At 71.7% G+C, this 15596-nt stretch carries 15 protein-coding genes; 5 read left to right on the top strand and 10 right to left on the bottom strand.

The annotated features are described in order from the left end of the window. Positions 1 to 7: 7 nt before the first annotated feature. A complete protein-coding gene (locus IW245_RS37945; RefSeq protein WP_197007874.1) occupies positions 8 to 2074 on the top strand; it encodes an MGH1-like glycoside hydrolase domain-containing protein in 2067 nt (688 codons plus the stop codon). 87 nt (positions 2075 to 2161) lie between these two features. Here IW245_RS37945 and IW245_RS37940 read toward each other — a convergent pair whose 3' ends face one another. After that, positions 2162 to 2842 (bottom strand): DUF4230 domain-containing protein, encoded by a 681-nt coding sequence (locus IW245_RS37940; protein WP_197007873.1) that lies wholly within the window; start codon positions 2840 to 2842, stop codon positions 2162 to 2164. Positions 2843 to 3137: 295 nt separating this feature from the next. Beyond that, complete coding sequence (locus tag IW245_RS42770) at positions 3138 to 3437, bottom strand: class I SAM-dependent methyltransferase (protein ID WP_372445293.1); 300 nt, start codon at positions 3435 to 3437, stop codon at positions 3138 to 3140. A 464-nt stretch (positions 3438 to 3901) separates the two neighbouring features. On the opposite strand from IW245_RS42770, the gene IW245_RS42515 reads away from it, so the two are divergent. Next, the gene (locus tag IW245_RS42515) at positions 3902 to 5032 is read left to right on the top strand and encodes a thioredoxin family protein (protein ID WP_197007872.1); all 1131 of its coding nucleotides are present in this window, start codon (positions 3902 to 3904) and stop codon (positions 5030 to 5032) included. Between the two features lie 273 nt (positions 5033 to 5305). Here the strand turns inward: IW245_RS42515 and IW245_RS37930 are convergent, their stop codons facing one another. From IW245_RS37930 to IW245_RS37905, 6 genes are all read right to left on the bottom strand, one after another. Then, positions 5306 to 5914 (bottom strand): LysE family translocator, encoded by a 609-nt coding sequence (locus tag IW245_RS37930; RefSeq protein ID WP_197007871.1) that lies wholly within the window; start codon positions 5912 to 5914, stop codon positions 5306 to 5308. Positions 5915 to 5996: 82 nt separating this feature from the next. After that, on the bottom strand, positions 5997 to 6569 hold the full coding sequence (locus IW245_RS37925; protein WP_197007870.1) for a GNAT family N-acetyltransferase: 573 nt from the start codon (positions 6567 to 6569) through the stop codon (positions 5997 to 5999). 203 nt (positions 6570 to 6772) lie between these two features. Further along, a complete protein-coding gene (locus IW245_RS37920) occupies positions 6773 to 7417 on the bottom strand; it encodes a phosphatase PAP2 family protein (protein WP_197007869.1) in 645 nt (214 codons plus the stop codon). Between the two features lie 218 nt (positions 7418 to 7635). Then, the gene (locus IW245_RS37915; protein WP_197007868.1) at positions 7636 to 8127 is read right to left on the bottom strand and encodes a hypothetical protein; all 492 of its coding nucleotides are present in this window, start codon (positions 8125 to 8127) and stop codon (positions 7636 to 7638) included. Continuing rightward, positions 8124 to 9524 (bottom strand): ATP-binding protein, encoded by a 1401-nt coding sequence (locus tag IW245_RS37910; protein ID WP_197007867.1) that lies wholly within the window; start codon positions 9522 to 9524, stop codon positions 8124 to 8126. Before IW245_RS37910 ends, IW245_RS37915 begins: the two co-directional genes overlap by 4 nt. Then, positions 9521 to 10198, bottom strand: a complete 678-nt coding sequence (locus IW245_RS37905; protein WP_197007866.1) for a response regulator — start codon at positions 10196 to 10198, stop codon at positions 9521 to 9523. Before IW245_RS37905 ends, IW245_RS37910 begins: the two co-directional genes overlap by 4 nt. Positions 10199 to 10419: 221 nt before the next feature. Between IW245_RS37905 and IW245_RS37900 the strand changes: the two genes are divergently transcribed. Further along, positions 10420 to 10794 carry an FKBP-type peptidyl-prolyl cis-trans isomerase gene (locus IW245_RS37900; protein ID WP_197007865.1) on the top strand — a complete coding sequence of 125 codons (375 nt, stop codon included), beginning with the start codon at positions 10420 to 10422 and terminating at the stop codon, positions 10792 to 10794. A gap of 96 nt (positions 10795 to 10890) precedes the next feature. Here the strand turns inward: IW245_RS37900 and IW245_RS37895 are convergent, their stop codons facing one another. Further along, a complete protein-coding gene (locus tag IW245_RS37895; RefSeq protein WP_197007864.1) occupies positions 10891 to 11085 on the bottom strand; it encodes a hypothetical protein in 195 nt (64 codons plus the stop codon). 144 nt (positions 11086 to 11229) lie between these two features. Here IW245_RS37895 and IW245_RS37890 point away from each other — a divergent pair, with 144 nt between their 5' ends. Together IW245_RS37890 and IW245_RS37885 are read left to right on the top strand one after the other, a co-directional pair. Continuing rightward, positions 11230 to 12498 (top strand): helix-turn-helix domain-containing protein, encoded by a 1269-nt coding sequence (locus IW245_RS37890; protein WP_197007863.1) that lies wholly within the window; start codon positions 11230 to 11232, stop codon positions 12496 to 12498. Further along, complete coding sequence (locus IW245_RS37885; RefSeq protein WP_197007862.1) at positions 12495 to 13016, top strand: flavoprotein; 522 nt, start codon at positions 12495 to 12497, stop codon at positions 13014 to 13016. Before IW245_RS37890 ends, IW245_RS37885 begins: the two co-directional genes overlap by 4 nt. A gap of 75 nt (positions 13017 to 13091) precedes the next feature. Here the strand turns inward: IW245_RS37885 and IW245_RS37880 are convergent, their stop codons facing one another. Continuing rightward, positions 13092 to 15566 carry a collagenase gene (locus IW245_RS37880; RefSeq protein ID WP_197007861.1) on the bottom strand — a complete coding sequence of 825 codons (2475 nt, stop codon included), beginning with the start codon at positions 15564 to 15566 and terminating at the stop codon, positions 13092 to 13094. Between the last annotated feature and the right edge of the window lie 30 nt (positions 15567 to 15596).

The raw sequence follows: 15596 nt of genomic DNA, 5'->3' as shown, positions 1-15596 counted from the left end.
AGTTTTCATGCGCAGGAGAACCTTCGTCGCGGCGGGCCTGGCCACCACGGCCGCCGTCGCCCTCCCCGGAGTCGCGTCGGCCACCCCGACGGCGACATCAGCCCCCACGGACGAGTTCCGCAACGTGCTCGACCTGCGCGGTCTGCCCACCACCGCCCGGCCACCGGGTGACAACCCGCTGAACGTGTTCGCCGACAGCGGCTCGTGGCACGGGTACGGCCTCGGGGTCGCCGGCGGGTTCTCCGGCCCGCTGTACATCGCCGAGGAGTACCCGTGGTGGCTGTCCCAGGTGTTCAGTCGTCTCACGTTGACCGACACCACCACCGGCGCGCCGGTCCCACTGACGCTGGTCTCCGCCGACTCGCTGCCCGGCCTCCTCCGGCAGGTCTCCTCCACCGGCGACGGGCTCACCGTCACCCTGGAACTGCGGTTCGTCTCCGGCCGCACGGCACTCGTGCAGGCCAGTGTCCGCAACGAGAGCGCGAAGGTCCGCCGGGTGGCCGTGTCCTGGTCGGGCACCCTGTTACGGCACGAGACGGAGCCGATCCGGTCCGCGCCGCGACTCCGGGCGACGGGCACCGGGGTGGCCGTCGAGTTCACCGAGGTGAGGGAGGTGTGGAAGTTCCTGTCCACGCCGACCCAGCGGTTCGAGGTCCGGCACGCCGCGCCGGTGACCACGACCGTCGACGGTGACTCCTACCGGACGACCATGACCACGCCGCTGAGCGTGTCCCCGAACGGCGAGCGGCCCCTGACCTGGACGGAGACCTACTCGTTCACGGCCGACGACCGGGACGCCGGCACGATCGCCGAGGCGCTGCGCAAGCCGGGCAGCCTCGCCGCGGCCACCGACCGTCGCTGGGCCACCTACCTGCGCTGCGGACTCGAGGGCGTGGCCCCCGAACACCGCCGGCTCGCCGTCAAGGCGATCGGGACCCTCGTGACGAACTGGCGCAGCGCGGCCGGCGCGCTCCGGCACGGCGGGATCACCCCGTCGATCTCCTACGTCTGGTTCAACGGCATGTGGTCCTGGGACTCGTGGAAGCAGGCCGTCGGCGTCGCGGCCTTCTCACCCGCACTCGCCGGCTCCGTGATCGAGGCCCTGTTCGACTACCAGCGCGCCGACGGCATGATCCCCGACTGCATCTTCTACAACGACCCGGCGCACGGCGGCGGCAACTGGAACGAGCGCAACACCAAGCCCCCGCTCGCGGCCTGGGCCGCCTGGGAGGTGTACTCGGCTGGTGGCGACAAGGACTTCCTCCGCCGCCTCTTCCCGCGCCTGGTCGCCTACCACCAGTGGTGGTACACGGCCCGGGACCACGACGGCAACGGCATCTGCGAGTACGGGGCGACGATCGACCCGGCCAACGACTCCGACGGCGCGGTGATCGAGGCCGCGGCCTGGGAGTCCGGGATGGACAACGCGCCCCGGTTCGACGCGGCGGCCGTGCGCTCCAACGGCGGGGCCGGCTGGTCGATCGACCAGGAGTCGGTGGACCTCAACGCGTACCTGTTCGCGGAGAAGACGTACCTCGCGAAGATCGCCAAGGTGCTCCGCGAGCCATACCAGGACACGTCGGCCCTCGTCGGCGCCTATGTCCGGGACCGGATGTTCGACCCGGCCACCGGTTGGTTCTACGACGTGGCGCTCGACACCGGCCGGCTCCTCGTCGAGCGGGGCAAGGGCATCGAGGGCGTCATCCCGGTGTGGGCCGGGATCGCCTCCCCCGCCCAGGCACTCGCGGTCCGGGCGACCCTCCTCGACCCCGGCGCGTTCGGCACCCACGTACCGTGTCCGACCGTGGCGGCCGACAGCCCGTTCTTCGACCCGGCGGCGTACTGGAGGGGCCCGGTGTGGCTCGACCAGGCGTACTTCGCGATCGAGGGTCTCCGGAGGTCCGGTTTCACCGCCGACGCCACCGCCGTCCGGGACAAGCTGCTGCGCAACGCCGACGGGCTGCTCGGAGACACCCCGATCCACGAGAACTACCAGCCGCTGACCGGGGCCCGGCTCAACGCCCCGAACTTCAGCTGGTCGGCGGCACTGCTGCTCCGGTTGGTGCGCGCCTGACACCGGCCTGGAAGGCCTGGGCGGCGGCCTCAACGGACCGGGCTGCGGCGGCCGAGGGCGGCTCGGGACCCCGCTCCAGCCCGGGCCTCACGAAGCCGGCACGAACTCCACCGTCACCGTCACGAAACCCAACGACCGCAACAACCCCGTCAACGTGGACCGGGCGTTCGTCCGGGCCCGCTCGGCCAGCGTGCCGTCGTTGGCCACCGCACTGATCTTCTGTTCCGCGAGGAGGTAGAGCTGTTGGGTACGGTTCGCGTCACCGCTGCCGAAGTCCTTGAGGCGGTTGACCAGGCCGCGCTGCTCGGCGTACACGTAGCTGCGGGTGTGGTCGATGTTGGGCTTGCCCATCACCGGCTGCGGCAGCGTGACGATGACGCTCTTGCCGTCGGCCGACACTCGGACGGCGTCCCCGTGGAGTCCACCGAACTCGACATAGGCGTCCACCGTGCCGGCGGCGACGAAGAGGGTGCGGCCGCCGTACAGGAAGGAGGGGATGTTCTTCGCCTCGGTCTCGAGGTCGACGACGAGTTCATAGTTGCCGGCGGCGGCCACGAACCGGCTGAGGTCCTGCACCGAACGCAGAACGACGGGCTGGCTCCGGTCGGTCCTCCGCTCTCCGAACGGGTTGAACGAACCGGGGAGCAGCCCGAACAGGCTGGTAGCGGCCACGACGGCCACGATGGCGACCAGCGCGACGACGGCGACGGCCATGCCCCTCCGACGTCGTCGCGGTTCGGGACCTGGGGTGTTCGAGGTGTTCGGCATGTCGGGCACCTTCCGCCACGGTGGACGTGCCGGGCTGTGGGGCCGGCGCGTCGTCGGACTCGTTCATACCCCGACGGGGTCCTCCCCGCACGCGGCCGGAGCGCCATTCTTCGGCGACCACCCCACCCGACTTCTCCACCAGTCCCGCGATCGCGCCCAGGAACTCCTCCCGCCGCCGCACCGCCAAGTCCCGGATGTTCGGAAACGTGCCGAACAGCCGCCGTGCCCGCCGCCGTCAACGGGTGCTCCCGGCGGATCACCTCGACGTCCACCGCCCCGAACTCCCCGCTGGCGGTCAGCTCGGCCACCCGCTCCCGGATCCGCAGCGGCCGTGGCGTCTCCCCCGTCGGCACGACCGAACCGGGCAGGTACCGGTCGTGCAGCGCGCCGACGTCCGTGCGGAACGCCGTGGGCCGCTCGGGGTCCCTGAACACGGTCCATCACACCGCCAGGGTGCCGCAGGGCGCAGCGCACGCGCGAACACCGGTACGGCGACGGCCGGATCCAGGCAGTGGAACGCGGTGGCGCACACGGCGAGATCGAAGGCCTCGGCGGGCAGGTCCACGTGCTCGATCGCAGCGTCGAGTACCCGCAACGCGGGCCGACCAGGTCGGCGCGGAGCAGAGCGGCCAGGCTGGGGCCTGGTTCGACCGCGGTGACGGTGGCGCCGTGGGCGAGGCGTTCACGGGTGGCCTGGCCGGTGCCGGTGCCGACCTCCAACGTCCCGCATCCGGGGCCGAGGCCGTGTGCTCTGTGCAGCTCGTACACCCGGGGCGGGTCGTCGGGGCGGCCATGCCGGTAGTTGTCGGCCGCACGGTCGAAGGAGCCCACGGGCGGAGCCCCATCGCCCCGCGCGATCCGGCGACGCGTCCGACGTCCCAGGCCCCGCACCGTCCGACGATCCCGCTACCCCGGGGTCCCGCCGCAGGGCATCCGGCGCCAGGTCGCCGCCACCCCGTCCCGCCGCCCGATCCCGCCCATGGCACTCCCCGTCCGCCCGTGTACTCACTCACCCCCGGATCATCCACGATCGTCCACCCCGCGTGGCACGATGATCCTGTGGCTGATCCTCGTCGGTTGACCTTTCCCGCCGACCGCCCCGTGGGCACCCTCTACCTGGACTCCCCCGAGGGCGAGCAGCGGGAGACCCCCGCCAGGGGCGTCGTCGAGGTGCCGGCCGGCTGGCGGGTCACTCTCGACACAGATGGCGAGTACCTGGCGGCGTTGGTCGATCTCCCGGCCGGTTCGCTCGACGAGCTCGTCGCGGGGGAGGTCACGGACGAGCATCTGTCGACCCTGGGTGACCTGCGCGGACTCGGCTCGCTGATGCTGTTCGGGACGTTCACCGACTGGGCGGTGCCTGTGGTGCCGGACCTGGAGACCCTCGCGTTGTACAGCGAGGGCCTCACCGACGCGGTGATGGCAAGGCTGGCCCGTCCGCTGCCGGCGGAGCTGACCCTGGCCGCGGGGTTGCTCACCGACGACACTCTGCTGGCGATGGCCGGCGAGGACCAGGTCGTGGCGGTCAACGTGTCGGGCGACCGGATCACGGGTCGCGGGTTGGCCGCGCTGGCCACCCTGCCCCGGTTGGACCGGCTCGTGCTGGGCACCTCCGGCGCCCTGACGGCCGCGGCGCTCGACGGGCTGGTGGGCGCTCCGGCGCTGCGGATCCTGTACCTCATCGGGCCCTGGGACGATTCGGTGCTGGAGTCGATTCCCCAGCTGGTACCCCCGTTGCGGCATCTCACGGTCACCGATCCCGACGGCGAACGCAGCCCGCTGAGCCCGGCGGCTGTGGCCGCGCTGCGGGAACGGTGCCCTGGGCTGATCGTCGAGGAGCTGATGGCCGCCACGGACCTCGACCCGGTGGTCGGCGCGGACCTGGCCGGCGCGCTGGGCGACCCCAGGCCGGCGCTGGTCTACTTCCACGCGCCGTGGTGCCATCCGTGTCGGCAGTACGGTCCGGTGTTCGGCCAGGTCGCGGTCGCGTTCGCGGACCGGGTGAGTCCGGTGCACGTGGACGTGGAGGACGAGCCGGACGTCGCGGACCGGTACGCGATCCGCTCCGTGCCCACCGTGCTCCTTCTCGACGGCGACCGTGAGCTGCTCCGCCTGCCCGGGGCGCACGGCCGGGCGGCGCTGCACGACCGGATCACGGCGGCGCTCGCCAGCCATCCACGATGGAGATAGGCATTTCGGCACATGCCGCTCCCGCCGTCGGTGCCGGCCTCATCCTTCGCGGCGGCGCACGCCGTTCTCGTGTCCGGCGACCCACCGGTGGGGTTCGCGCATCTGGAGGTCGTCGACGGGCTGGCGTTCCTCGACCAGCTGTCGGCGCATCCCGACCCCACCCCGCCAGAGGCTGGGGGCCGCGCTGTTGGGGGCCACCTGCGCCTGGGCGACCCGCCGAGGGTCATCCGGCGATCGGCACATCCGGCCCCGGGCCGGGCGAGGCGCCCCGCGTCAGTGGTCCATCAGTGCGAGCTTCGCGCCGAACCCGATCAGCGCCGCCCCCGTCACGCGGTCCAACGCCCGACGCACCGCCCGCCGGCCGAGCCAGCCGCGCACGGCGTGCGCGCCGCAGATCAGTACCGTGAACCACGCCATGCCCTCGAGGTCGTGCACGAGCGCCAGCAGCAGCCCCATGGCCAGGTGTGACGACTCGGCCGGGATGAACTGGGGCAGCATCGCCACGTAGAACGCGCCGATCTTCGGGTTCAGCAGGTTGGTGGTCAGCCCCCGCACCCAGGCGCGGCGCACGTTCGGCGCGGGCGGCGTCAGGTCCGGAGTCCCCCTGCGCCGCAGCATCCCGACCCCGAGCCACACCAGGTACCCGGCCCCGACGAACCGCAACACGGTGTACGCGAGCTGTGACGCCGCCAGTAGCGCCGACACCCCGACGGCCGCGGCGGCACCCCAGATCAGCGCGCCGACATTGATGCCCAGCGCCGTGGCGAACGCCGCGGCCCGGCCCTGGGCCACGGCTGTCCGCAGCACGAGGGCCGTGTCGAGGCCCGGCATCAGCGTGAGCAGCCCGGCGACGAGGGCGAAGGACGCGAGCGAGGTGAGCATAGGGCCAGCTTGCCCCGCATCGGTCCATGTGTCACCTGTGGCCCCGCCCACACCCCAACTCGGTCCGCGACCGGGCCGGGCGCTACCCGGAGATGTCACGCTCGAAGCGTCGGCACACGTACACCCGGCGGTATCTCTCGCGAAGTTCGGCTTCACGTTCGACGGGCGCGTGGGCGAACAGCCCCATCGGAGTCAACCCGGACGCCGACCGCACGGTGTCCGCGAGCGGTCCACCGAGGTCCCCCGTGTACGCGCTGGCGTACACGTGCAGGTAGCGCGTCGTCTCGCGGAAACCCTGCGCGGCGTACCAGACCAGGGCCGGGGCGTCCTCCCTGGTCCACGCGTCGACCCGGCGCGCGCCGAGCGCGGCGAGTCTCGACAGGGCCGCGTCGAGCAGCGCACCGGCGATGCCGCAGCCCCGGTGGTCGGGGTGCACCGCGAGGCACTCCACAGTCGCCGCGGCCCCGTCGACGGTGGCGTCGAGCAGCCCGACGACCTCGCCGCAGTGTCGGACGACCAGTTGGACGGCCGCGTCGCTGTTCGACTTCGACGTGACGACGTCGTCGTAGTAGTCGGTGTCCAGGAACGACAACACCCGGCACCGCAGCCAGGACCGCTCGTCCTCGGGCCGGTACTCGTCGGGATCAGCTGACATCCGATCACCCTCGCAGGCCGCGGCCCCCGCCGCACCCGCGTTTCGCGGACCCCGACCGGGACGGGGACCGGACTGAGACCCGGACCGAGGCCTGGACCACTGATCCCGAGCCAGGGCCGGAGCCGGGACGGCCGGCCGCCAGCAGTGACTGACCACCACAGCCGGTCACAACACCCTCGTGCCACCGACCGTCACCACGCCCCTCACCTCCGGCCGTACGCCCGCAGCGCCGCCGCCGCGACGCAGTACGCCGCGCCGGCGATCAGGGCGCCGCCGACCGTGTCACTCGGCCGGTGCCACCCGGCGATCACGGTCGCCGCCGCGACCGCCGCCACCGCCACGCCCCCGGGGATCAGCGCCCACGGTCGAGCCCGGGCGGGCAGGGCCAGGACCAGCGCGAGGACCAGTCCGGCGGCCACGGTGACGTGCCCGCTCGGGAAGCTGTTGTGCTCGCCGGCGGCCTCGGAGTACACGAGGAGCGGGCGGGGCAGTGCCTCCTTCAGGAACCTCGTCACGAGGAGCGCGGCGGCGACCACCCCCACGCCGGCCATCCCGGCCCAGAACCGGCGGGCGGCGAACCCGACGAGCAGGATCAGCACGACGAGCCCCGCCAGGGTGGTCGGTGAGCCGAACCGGGCCAGCAGGTCCCAGGCCCACATGCCGTCGCCGGTGCCCTGGGCCTGGCTCAGGTTCCGGTTCTCCGTGCCCTGTCCCAGGGGGGTCCACACGGCGAGGACGTACGTCGCCGCAGCGCCGGCCAGGCAGCTGAACGCGCCGGCGAGGTGCCAGCCCACGGAGGCCGGGCGGTGGGGCGCGGAGTGGGTGGCGGCTCTCGTGTCGACCAGCATGCGCACCACGGTGCGTGACGGATGTCCCGCCCGCGTCCGCGCATTGTCACCGTCGTGTCACAGCCAGCGCACCACGTCACCACAGATCCACACCGCACAAGCCACACTCCGCGCCGCACACGCCATGCTCCGCGCCGCCTAGCCCGCCGCCTCACTCCGCACAGCCGGCCCCCACACCGGGGGCCGCACCACAGCACCCCGGACGCAGCCCCGACAGGTCACACGACCGGACAGCCCCGGTCCTCGCGCCGCCCGGCGGTGCCGACCACGGCCACCACCGACCCCACGGCCATCGCGTGCTCAGCCGCCTCCCCGGCCAGCACCGTGCAGACCAGCTGGTCGAGGGCCGTCGCGGACAGGGTGGCCACGGGGGTGTTCATTCTCAGCTCGTACCGGTGCGGGGCGACCCTGACCACCTGCACTCCGCCGCCGGACGTCGCCGGCAGGGCGGTCTCGTAGCCCTGGCCGCGCTCCGCGGGGTTCGGACCGGCGAGCAACAGGTCCACCTTCTGGCTCACGTTGAGTGCCTTGGGATCGATCCGCTCGGTCCGCGCCAGGAGCCCGTGCATCTGGAAGTACAGCGCGGTGACCTCGGTCGTGTACTTCCGCGGCGCCTCCCCCGCCCGTACCACCCCGCTGGGCCGCACCCCGCACCCCGCGAGCGCCGCGAGCGCCGCGAGGGTCAGGACCAGCACGACCGCCCGTCTCACCGGTGCCTCCTCGGCAGCCGGAGGGTGAACACCGCGCCGCCGTCGGGGCCGTTGGTCGCCTCCAGCCGGCCGTCGTGCAGGCGGGCGTTCTCCCAGGCGATGGCGAGCCCTAGCCCGCTGCCGTCGGACCTGGTCCGGGCGGTGTCGGCCTTGTAGAACCGGTCGAAGACGTGCGGGAGCACCTCCGGGGGGAGCCCGGACCCGCTGTCGGACACCTCGAGGACCACGAACGACTCGGTGGCCCGGAGCCGGACCCGGACGGGCGGGCCGCCGTGCCGGAGGGCGTTGCCGACCAGGTTCGCGATGATCACGTCGAGACGGCGGGGGTCGAGCCGGGTCACGACGCCCTCGGGCAGGTCGGTCTCGACCCGGTCGGTCCAGCCCCGGGCGCGCAGGGTGGCGGTGACGGCCGGGGCGAGGTCGACGTCGTCGAGGACGAGGCCGGCGGTGCCGGAGTCGAACCGCGACACCTCGATCAGGTCGTTGACCAGCCGGTTGAGTTTGCGGGTCTCCTGGCTGACCAACCGGGCGGCTGCGGCGGCGTCCCCGGTGAGGTGTTCGGCCTCCTCGTCGAGGACGTCGGTGACGGCGGTCATCGCCGCCAGCGGGGTACGCAGCTCGTGGGACACGTCCGCGACGAACCGGCGGGCGTCGGACTCCATCCGGCGCAGCTCGTCCACGTGGTGTTCGACGGCGTCGGCGCTGTCGTTGAACGTCTTGGACAGGTCGGCCAGTTCGTCGGAGCCCTTGACCTCCAGCCGGGCGCCGAAGTCGCCGGAGCCCCAGCGCCGGGTGGCCTGGCCGAGCCGGCGGACCGGGCTGAGGACGCCCTGGGCGGCGAGCAGCGCCAGGCCGACGGCGAGGACCAGGGCCGGGGCGCCGGTCAGCCACGCGGCGGTGGCGAGGCGTTCGATGCTGGCCTTCTCGGCCTGGAGACTCTGCAGCGCGTACACCTCGAGGCCTGAGGGTCTGGTCTGGCTGTCGGAACCCTGGAGCAGCAGGGGCACCCCGATGGCCAGCTCCGGCACGTTGTCGCGGACCTGGCGTTGCCACACCGCGTCGGTGCCGTCGTGCACGGCGGCGCGCAGCTCGGGCGAGAACGCGTCGAGTTCCATGCCGGTGTCCGAGCGCAGGTCGCCGAACACGGCGACGACGGAGGCGTCGGTGCTCATCAGGGCCGTGGACAGGTCGTTGAGCTGCTGCTGGGTGGGCGGCAGGCTGAGGCCGCCGGCGAGGTTGGCGACCCGGGTGGTCAGCGCCGTGACCGCCGGGTCCTGGGCGTTGCGCAGGATGATCGTGCGGGCCTCGACGTAGCTGGCCCCGGCGGTCGCCAGGGCGCTGACGACGCCCAGCAGGACGAACGCGAGGATCAGCCGGGGTCGGAGACCGAGCCTCACGGGACGGGGCCGAAGCGGTAGCCGAAGCCGCGCACCGTCTGCACGTACACCGGGGTGGACTGGTCGTCCTCGATCTTGAGCCGGAGCCGCTGCACGCACGCGTCCACGAGCCGGGAGTCGCCCAGGTAGTCGTGCTCCCAGACGGCTTCCAGGAGCTGTTGCCGGCTGAGCACCCGACCGGGGGCCCGCGACAGTTCGAGCAGAAGCCGCAGCTCGGTGGGGGCCAGGCTGACGGCCTCGCCGGCCCGGGTGACCGTTAACGCGGCCCGGTCGAGGACCAGGTCGCCGTGTCGCTCCTGCTCGGAGCGCTCGGCGCCGATCCGGCGGAGGACGGCGCGGATCCGCGCGTCGAGCACCCGGGGTTGCACGGGCTTGATCACGTAGTCGTCGGCCCCGGCCTCCAGGCCCGCGACCACGTCCATGTCGTCGTTACGCGCGGTGAGCATCACGATCGGCACGTCCCCGGCCGCCCTGATCCGACGACACACCTCGAAACCGTCGATACCCGGCAACATCAGGTCAAGGATCACGATGTCGGGCATCTCCGCCCGAAGCAAATCGAGACCCTGTTCACCGGTACCGGCCGTACGCAGCAGATGTCCCTGCCGGCGCAGCGCCAACTGGAGACCCTCACGGACGGCCGGGTCGTCTTCGATCAACAGGACCCGGGGCATGGCATCCACTATCGCACGCCCCCGGGCCCCATCGAAGTGTCGAACGGCAGGGTGCCGATCGACACCCTGGTCACACCGCGTGACCGATCACCCGGCACCAGCCCCATCCCCCCAGCCTGGCGGCCGATCTTCCCCGCCGCGTCGCCGGAGTGTCATGGTTCGGTCACGGCTCGCCGGACCACCGGGGCACCCCTACCGGAGCCGTGCCTAAGATCGAACGCATGAGTCTGACAAAGCCGGTAATTGAGTTCCCCGAGGGCGCGGCCCCGGCGGACCTGGAGATCGTCGACCTCGTCGTCGGGGACGGCGACGAGGCGAAGGCCGGTCACCAGGCGATCGTGCACTACGTGGGCGTGGCCTTCTCCACGGGCGAGGAGTTCGACGCGTCGTGGAACCGCGGCTCGCCGTTCCAGTTCCCGCTGGGCGCCGGCCGGGTCATCGCGGGCTGGGACCAGGGCGTGCAGGGCATGAAGGTCGGCGGGCGGCGCAAGCTGACCATCCCGGCGCACCTGGGCTACGGCGACCGGGGCGCCGGCGGCGCGATCAAGCCGGGCGAGACCCTGATCTTCGTGGTGGACCTGCTCGGCCTCCAGTAACACCGGGACGGCCGGACCCACCCCGGGTCCGGCCAACCCACAACCATCATCCGGGTACCGGGACACCGACCCCGGTCTCCACCGGCGAAACACCGGCTACGACACACCCCGCTCCCGGGTCACGACCATCACCTGCTGGTCCCCGACCGCGATCGCCCCCTCGTGAGCGCGCCGCCACATGTGGAACACGTGCATCGCCGCCTGAAGGTCGGCGTGGCTGGACACCTCCAGAACCTGCTCACGTTCTGCGCAGTCCCTGGCTCTGCGCGTTCTGACGACATGGAACGTCACTGTTCCCCTCCTCCAGGCCGGGCAGCCACCGGCCGGGGCGCGGAATCCTCCGACCGGTGGCGCTGTCACCAGAGTCCAGCTCGACACCAGGCCGCGGGAATCCAACAGGTCTATACAGTCGGCCCATATGGCTACGCTGGGCGGATGGCAGAGCACAGAATGTCGCCACTGGTGATCCCGGAAGAGTTCTGGGACCAGCCCGACGCTCGCGCGGCCCTGTCCGATCGCGACCTCGGCGCCGTGTTCCACCTGTTGCGACGCCAGTTGGGCGCGAGCCAGGCGCGGATCGCGATCGCCGCAGGACTCACTCAACCCGATGTCAGCGCCTACATGGCGGGCCACCGTACGGTCCGCGACATCGACCTTCTGGAGCGGATCGCGGGTGGGCTTGGCCTCCCCGCGCCCGCCCGCCACGCGCTCGGCCTCGCGTCGGTGGAACGCCCATACCCCGATCCGACAGACGTACAATCTGCACCCGAGCTCACGCCCTTCGTCGCGGCGCTCCATCCGAGCTCGGCGACGGCGACCAGCCCTCCGTCCGAGACTGATCCGCTTGTCCTGCACGCACGGACGGCCACCGCGAAGCGCCACTACCAGGCGTGTCGATACGCACAGGTCGTAGAGAGCCTGCCGGCCCTGTTGGAGGCGCTCCCGTCACGCCACGACGACGGGGACCTGTGGGCGCTCGCAGCAGACGCTTACCAGCTCACGACCAGCGTCCTCATCAAGCTGGGCGCGTCAGGACTCGCGATGGTCGCCGCTGACCGGAGCCTCGTGGCCGCGGAGCGCAGCGGTCAGCGGGTCGCTTCCCTGGCCAGCAAGCGTGCCCTCACCCATGCGTTGATGTCCGACGGGCACCATCGCGCGGCCAAGCACGTCGTGCTGGGCGCTCTCGGCAATCCGATGCCGAGAGACGCTCCCGCGCGGCAGCTCTCCGTCCTTGGTGCTCTCGTCCTTCGCGGTGCGACGGCGGCCGCCCGCGACGAGGACCGAAGCACAGCGTTCCAGCTCCTGGAGGAGGCCGCCGTAGCGGCGCACCTGGTCGGACAGGACGGGAATCTGCACTGGACCTCGTTCGGACCGACCAACGTGCTCCAGCACCGGGTGAGCGTGGCGGTGAGCCTGGGTGACGCGGGGGCTGCCATCGAACACGCGCGCTCCATCAGGATCGACGGCCTTCCGTTGGTGGAGCGGAGAGCGGCCCTGTGGCTGGACGTCGCGCGCGCGTATCTCCAATGGGGCAAGCACCATCGCGCGTACGAGGCGGTCCGCACGGCCGAGCGGATCGCGCCCGAAGAGGTCCGACACCGGACCTCGGTCCACATCATGGTCGGTGAACTCGCGGCCACAGCGCCTTGGAGCCTCCGGTCGCGGAGTCGCCAGCTGGCCGAGCGGCTGGGGGTCGGTCCGTGATACTCCTCGTCGTGGTGTGCGCCGCCGGCCCGGCCTCCGACGTCGGCACCCTCATCACCCTCGCCCACGCCGAAGGCTGGACCTGCCGGGTGATCTGCACCCCGAACGCCGTGTCGTTCGTCGACATCCCGGCCCTGGAGCGCCAGACCGGCCACCCGGTCCGGTCCGCCTACCGCGCGGCCGGCACGCCCCGGACATCAGAGGCTCCCGCCGACGCCGTCGTTGTCGCGCCGGCCACGTTCAACACCGTCAACAAGCTGGCCGCCGGGATCGCGGACACCTACGCGTCGGGTGTTCTCGCGGAGTGCGTGGGTGACGTACCCGTCGTGATCGTGCCTTTCGTGAATGCCGTCCTGGCCGGCAGAGCCCCGTTTCGCCGTGCGGTCGCGGCACTCAGGGCTGAGGGGGCGCGGGTGCTGCTCGCGGATCCGGCGCACCTCCGGGGCGCGGGTGCGGCGGTGGAGTTCCCGTGGGACGCGGCGCTGCGGGCGGTCGACGACGCGGCCCTGGAGCGGTGACGCCTCGGGCCACCCGCGGAACGGGAGCCGGCCCTCCCCGCCCGGTCGGGGCAGGAAGGGCCGGCGTCGGTTCCGTCAGTACGTCGTGCTGATGTTCACCCCGCTGAACGCCGAGGCGCCGTACAGGCTGACGTAGCGGTACCCGGCCGAGGAGTTGCGCACGGTCAGGGTCTCGCTGTTGCCGGCGTTGGTGGAGCGGGCGCTGTAGACCTGTCGCGTCGCCCACGCGCCTGAGTTGTAGTACAGGTCGGCGTTGCCCGTGCCACCGCTGGTCGTGATGGTCAGGGTGGTGGTGCCGGCCGGCAGATACACGAAGAAGTACACCAGGCCGCCCTGGCTGGCGGAGAGGTTGCTCCGCTGGCACCCCTTGGCCAACGCCCGGGTGTCGGGGTCGGTGCACTCGGGGGTGCCCACCACGCTCACGGTCTTGTTCACGCTGGCCGTCGCGCCCTTGTTGTCGGTGACGGTGAGCGTGATCGTGTACGTGCCGGAGGCAGCGTAGCCGTGCGTCGGGTTCGCAGCGGTCGAGCTGCTGCCGTCGCCGAAGTTCCAGGACCGCGACGCGATGGAGCCGTCGGCGTCTCCTGACCGGTCGGTGAAGGCGACGTTCAGGCCGGTGACCGCCGTGTCGAACGCCGCGGTCGGCGGCACGTTCGGCACCGGGGTGCCGGAGCAGGCGCCGGTGTTGCACGCGGTGAGCCAGGTGTTGAAGTCGGCGTCGTAGCTGGTGCCGATGCCGGTGTTGTAGACGGCGTACCCGCCGGCGTAGTCACCGGTGCGGAACTTGGCGAGCATGTTCAGCACGTCGGCGCGGTGCTTCTCCAGCATGTAGCGCACCGCCAGGTAGCCCCAGTGGTAGGTGCGGTTGGTGTTGGTGTTGTCGTAGGTGGTCTGCCACAGCGTGCTCAGGTTGTAGGTGTGGTTGCCCGCCTCGGTGATCGCCGCGGCGTAGTCCACGCCACGGTAGCTGTAGGAGATGTACTCCGCGAAGCCCTCGATCCACCAGATGTTCGGCACCGAGGTGCCGGCGGTGAAGTCGCCGTAGGTGTCGAACCGGCCGTCGAGGTAGTGGGTGTACTCGTGGTTGAGGTTCCAGATCGCGAACGTGGGGCGCAGCCACTCGGCCTCGTAGGCGATGAAGCGCGGCTGGTTGCCGGCTGCCGCCGGGTTGCCCTCGAGGTACATGCCGCCGTTGTCGGTGCTGATCCCGAAGATCGCGCCGGCGTAGGTCTGGTAGTCCGTGGAGCTGTCGAACACGTTGATCTGGATGTTCGTGTTGTTGTCATTGGCGACCGGACCGTTGTCGGCGACGACGCTGTGGAAGTACGCGTCCTGGTTCTGCACGCTGGTGCAGGTCGCGGCGAGTTCGGCGGCCGTCATCGACTGGGCGCGGATCGTGTGCCCGGGGTCGCACTGGTGGGTGATGGGCAGCGCGGCGGCGCCGAGCTTCGTGGCCAGGTCGCACACGTCGTAGTACGCGCACTGGGCCTTGTCGAAGTAGTCGGCCATCTCGGCGACGCCGACCCACAGTCGGGCCGTCGGGCCGGTCATCGAGGTGGCGGCGAGCAGCCCCTTCATCAGGGGACGCACCTTGGCCTGCAGCGCCGGGTACTGGACGAACCGGGACAGTTCCCGGCCGGCGTTGGAGGTCAGGTACGACCGGTCCGTGCCGAGCAGGTCCAGGTGGTTCATTGCGAAGGAGTTGAGCGTGTCGATGATGCTCGGGTCCGCCACGACGGCCGCCAGGAACTCCGGGTGGTAGTGCCCCCGGAACAGCGGCGTGAACGCGTTGTTGACCGAGGCCTTCATGTAGTAGAAGGCGTCGTAGCCGCTGTTGTAGCCGTTGAGCACCCGCTGGACCACGGGCAGGTAGCGGGCCTGCTCGTCGGCGCTGTCGACCAGGATCATCACCTCGGACAGGGTCTGCCCGTGCGCGTCGTTGACGTCCATCATGTGCGAGCTGGCGAAGAACGCGTCCAGGCCGCCCCGGATGGCGGTCTGCAGCGCGGTGCCGTAGCTGCCGACGGTGCCCGGGTAGCCGTACTGGATGTAGTAGCCGGCGCGGAGGAACATCACCAGCTGCAGGGTGCTCGCCGAGTTGTCACCGGGGTAGCCGGTGTCGCGGAGCGCGGTGGCGACCGTGGCCATCTGGGCCTCGCGGAACACGGCGTTGGCGTTGGCCTCCGGCAGGGTGAACAGCGTGTTCACGCAGCTCACCGTCGAGGACTTCACGAACGTGACGAGTGCTGCTCCGGTCTTCGAGGCGAAGTCGGCCGGGGTGCACGAGGCGGCGGCCGCCGCGGCGAGCCCGCGCGGGGCCGGTGTGCTCTTGTCGGTCCGGGTGTTCTCCGCCGAGGACTGCGGGGGCAGCAGGTTCGGCGGGAGCGAGCTGGTCTGCTCGTGGGCCGGCGTCAGTGCGCTGACGCCGGGGACCGAGGGGCCTCCGGTCACCGGGGCCGGGGCCGTGGGGGCGGCGGAGGCCGGGGAGGCCACGCCTCCCGTCAGGGCCAACGCGGCGGCGGTACACAAGATGGCGAGGGGTTTTCGCATCACCACTCCTCTGTGGAGATAGCGGGGCCC

Origin of the sequence: Longispora fulva (genome assembly GCF_015751905.1) — a bacterium.
GTDB lineage: Bacteria > Actinomycetota > Actinomycetes > Mycobacteriales > Micromonosporaceae > Longispora > Longispora fulva.
This window is presented reverse-complemented; position numbering and strand designations above follow the sequence as displayed.

Coding starts and splice junctions, on each gene's coding strand:
- IW245_RS37945 (WP_197007874.1), top strand. CDS start 8: ATGCGCAGGAGAACCTTCGTCGCGGCGGGCCTGGCCACCACGGCCGCC.
- IW245_RS37940 (WP_197007873.1), bottom strand. CDS start 2,842: ATGCCGAACACCTCGAACACCCCAGGTCCCGAACCGCGACGACGTCGG.
- IW245_RS37930 (WP_197007871.1), bottom strand. CDS start 5,914: ATGCTCACCTCGCTCGCGTCCTTCGCCCTCGTCGCCGGGCTGCTCACG.
- IW245_RS37925 (WP_197007870.1), bottom strand. CDS start 6,569: ATGTCAGCTGATCCCGACGAGTACCGGCCCGAGGACGAGCGGTCCTGG.
- IW245_RS37920 (WP_197007869.1), bottom strand. CDS start 7,417: ATGCTGGTCGACACGAGAGCCGCCACCCACTCCGCGCCCCACCGCCCG.
- IW245_RS37905 (WP_197007866.1), bottom strand. CDS start 10,198: ATGCCCCGGGTCCTGTTGATCGAAGACGACCCGGCCGTCCGTGAGGGT.
- IW245_RS37900 (WP_197007865.1), top strand. CDS start 10,420: ATGAGTCTGACAAAGCCGGTAATTGAGTTCCCCGAGGGCGCGGCCCCG.
- IW245_RS37890 (WP_197007863.1), top strand. CDS start 11,230: ATGGCAGAGCACAGAATGTCGCCACTGGTGATCCCGGAAGAGTTCTGG.
- IW245_RS37880 (WP_197007861.1), bottom strand. CDS start 15,566: ATGCGAAAACCCCTCGCCATCTTGTGTACCGCCGCCGCGTTGGCCCTG.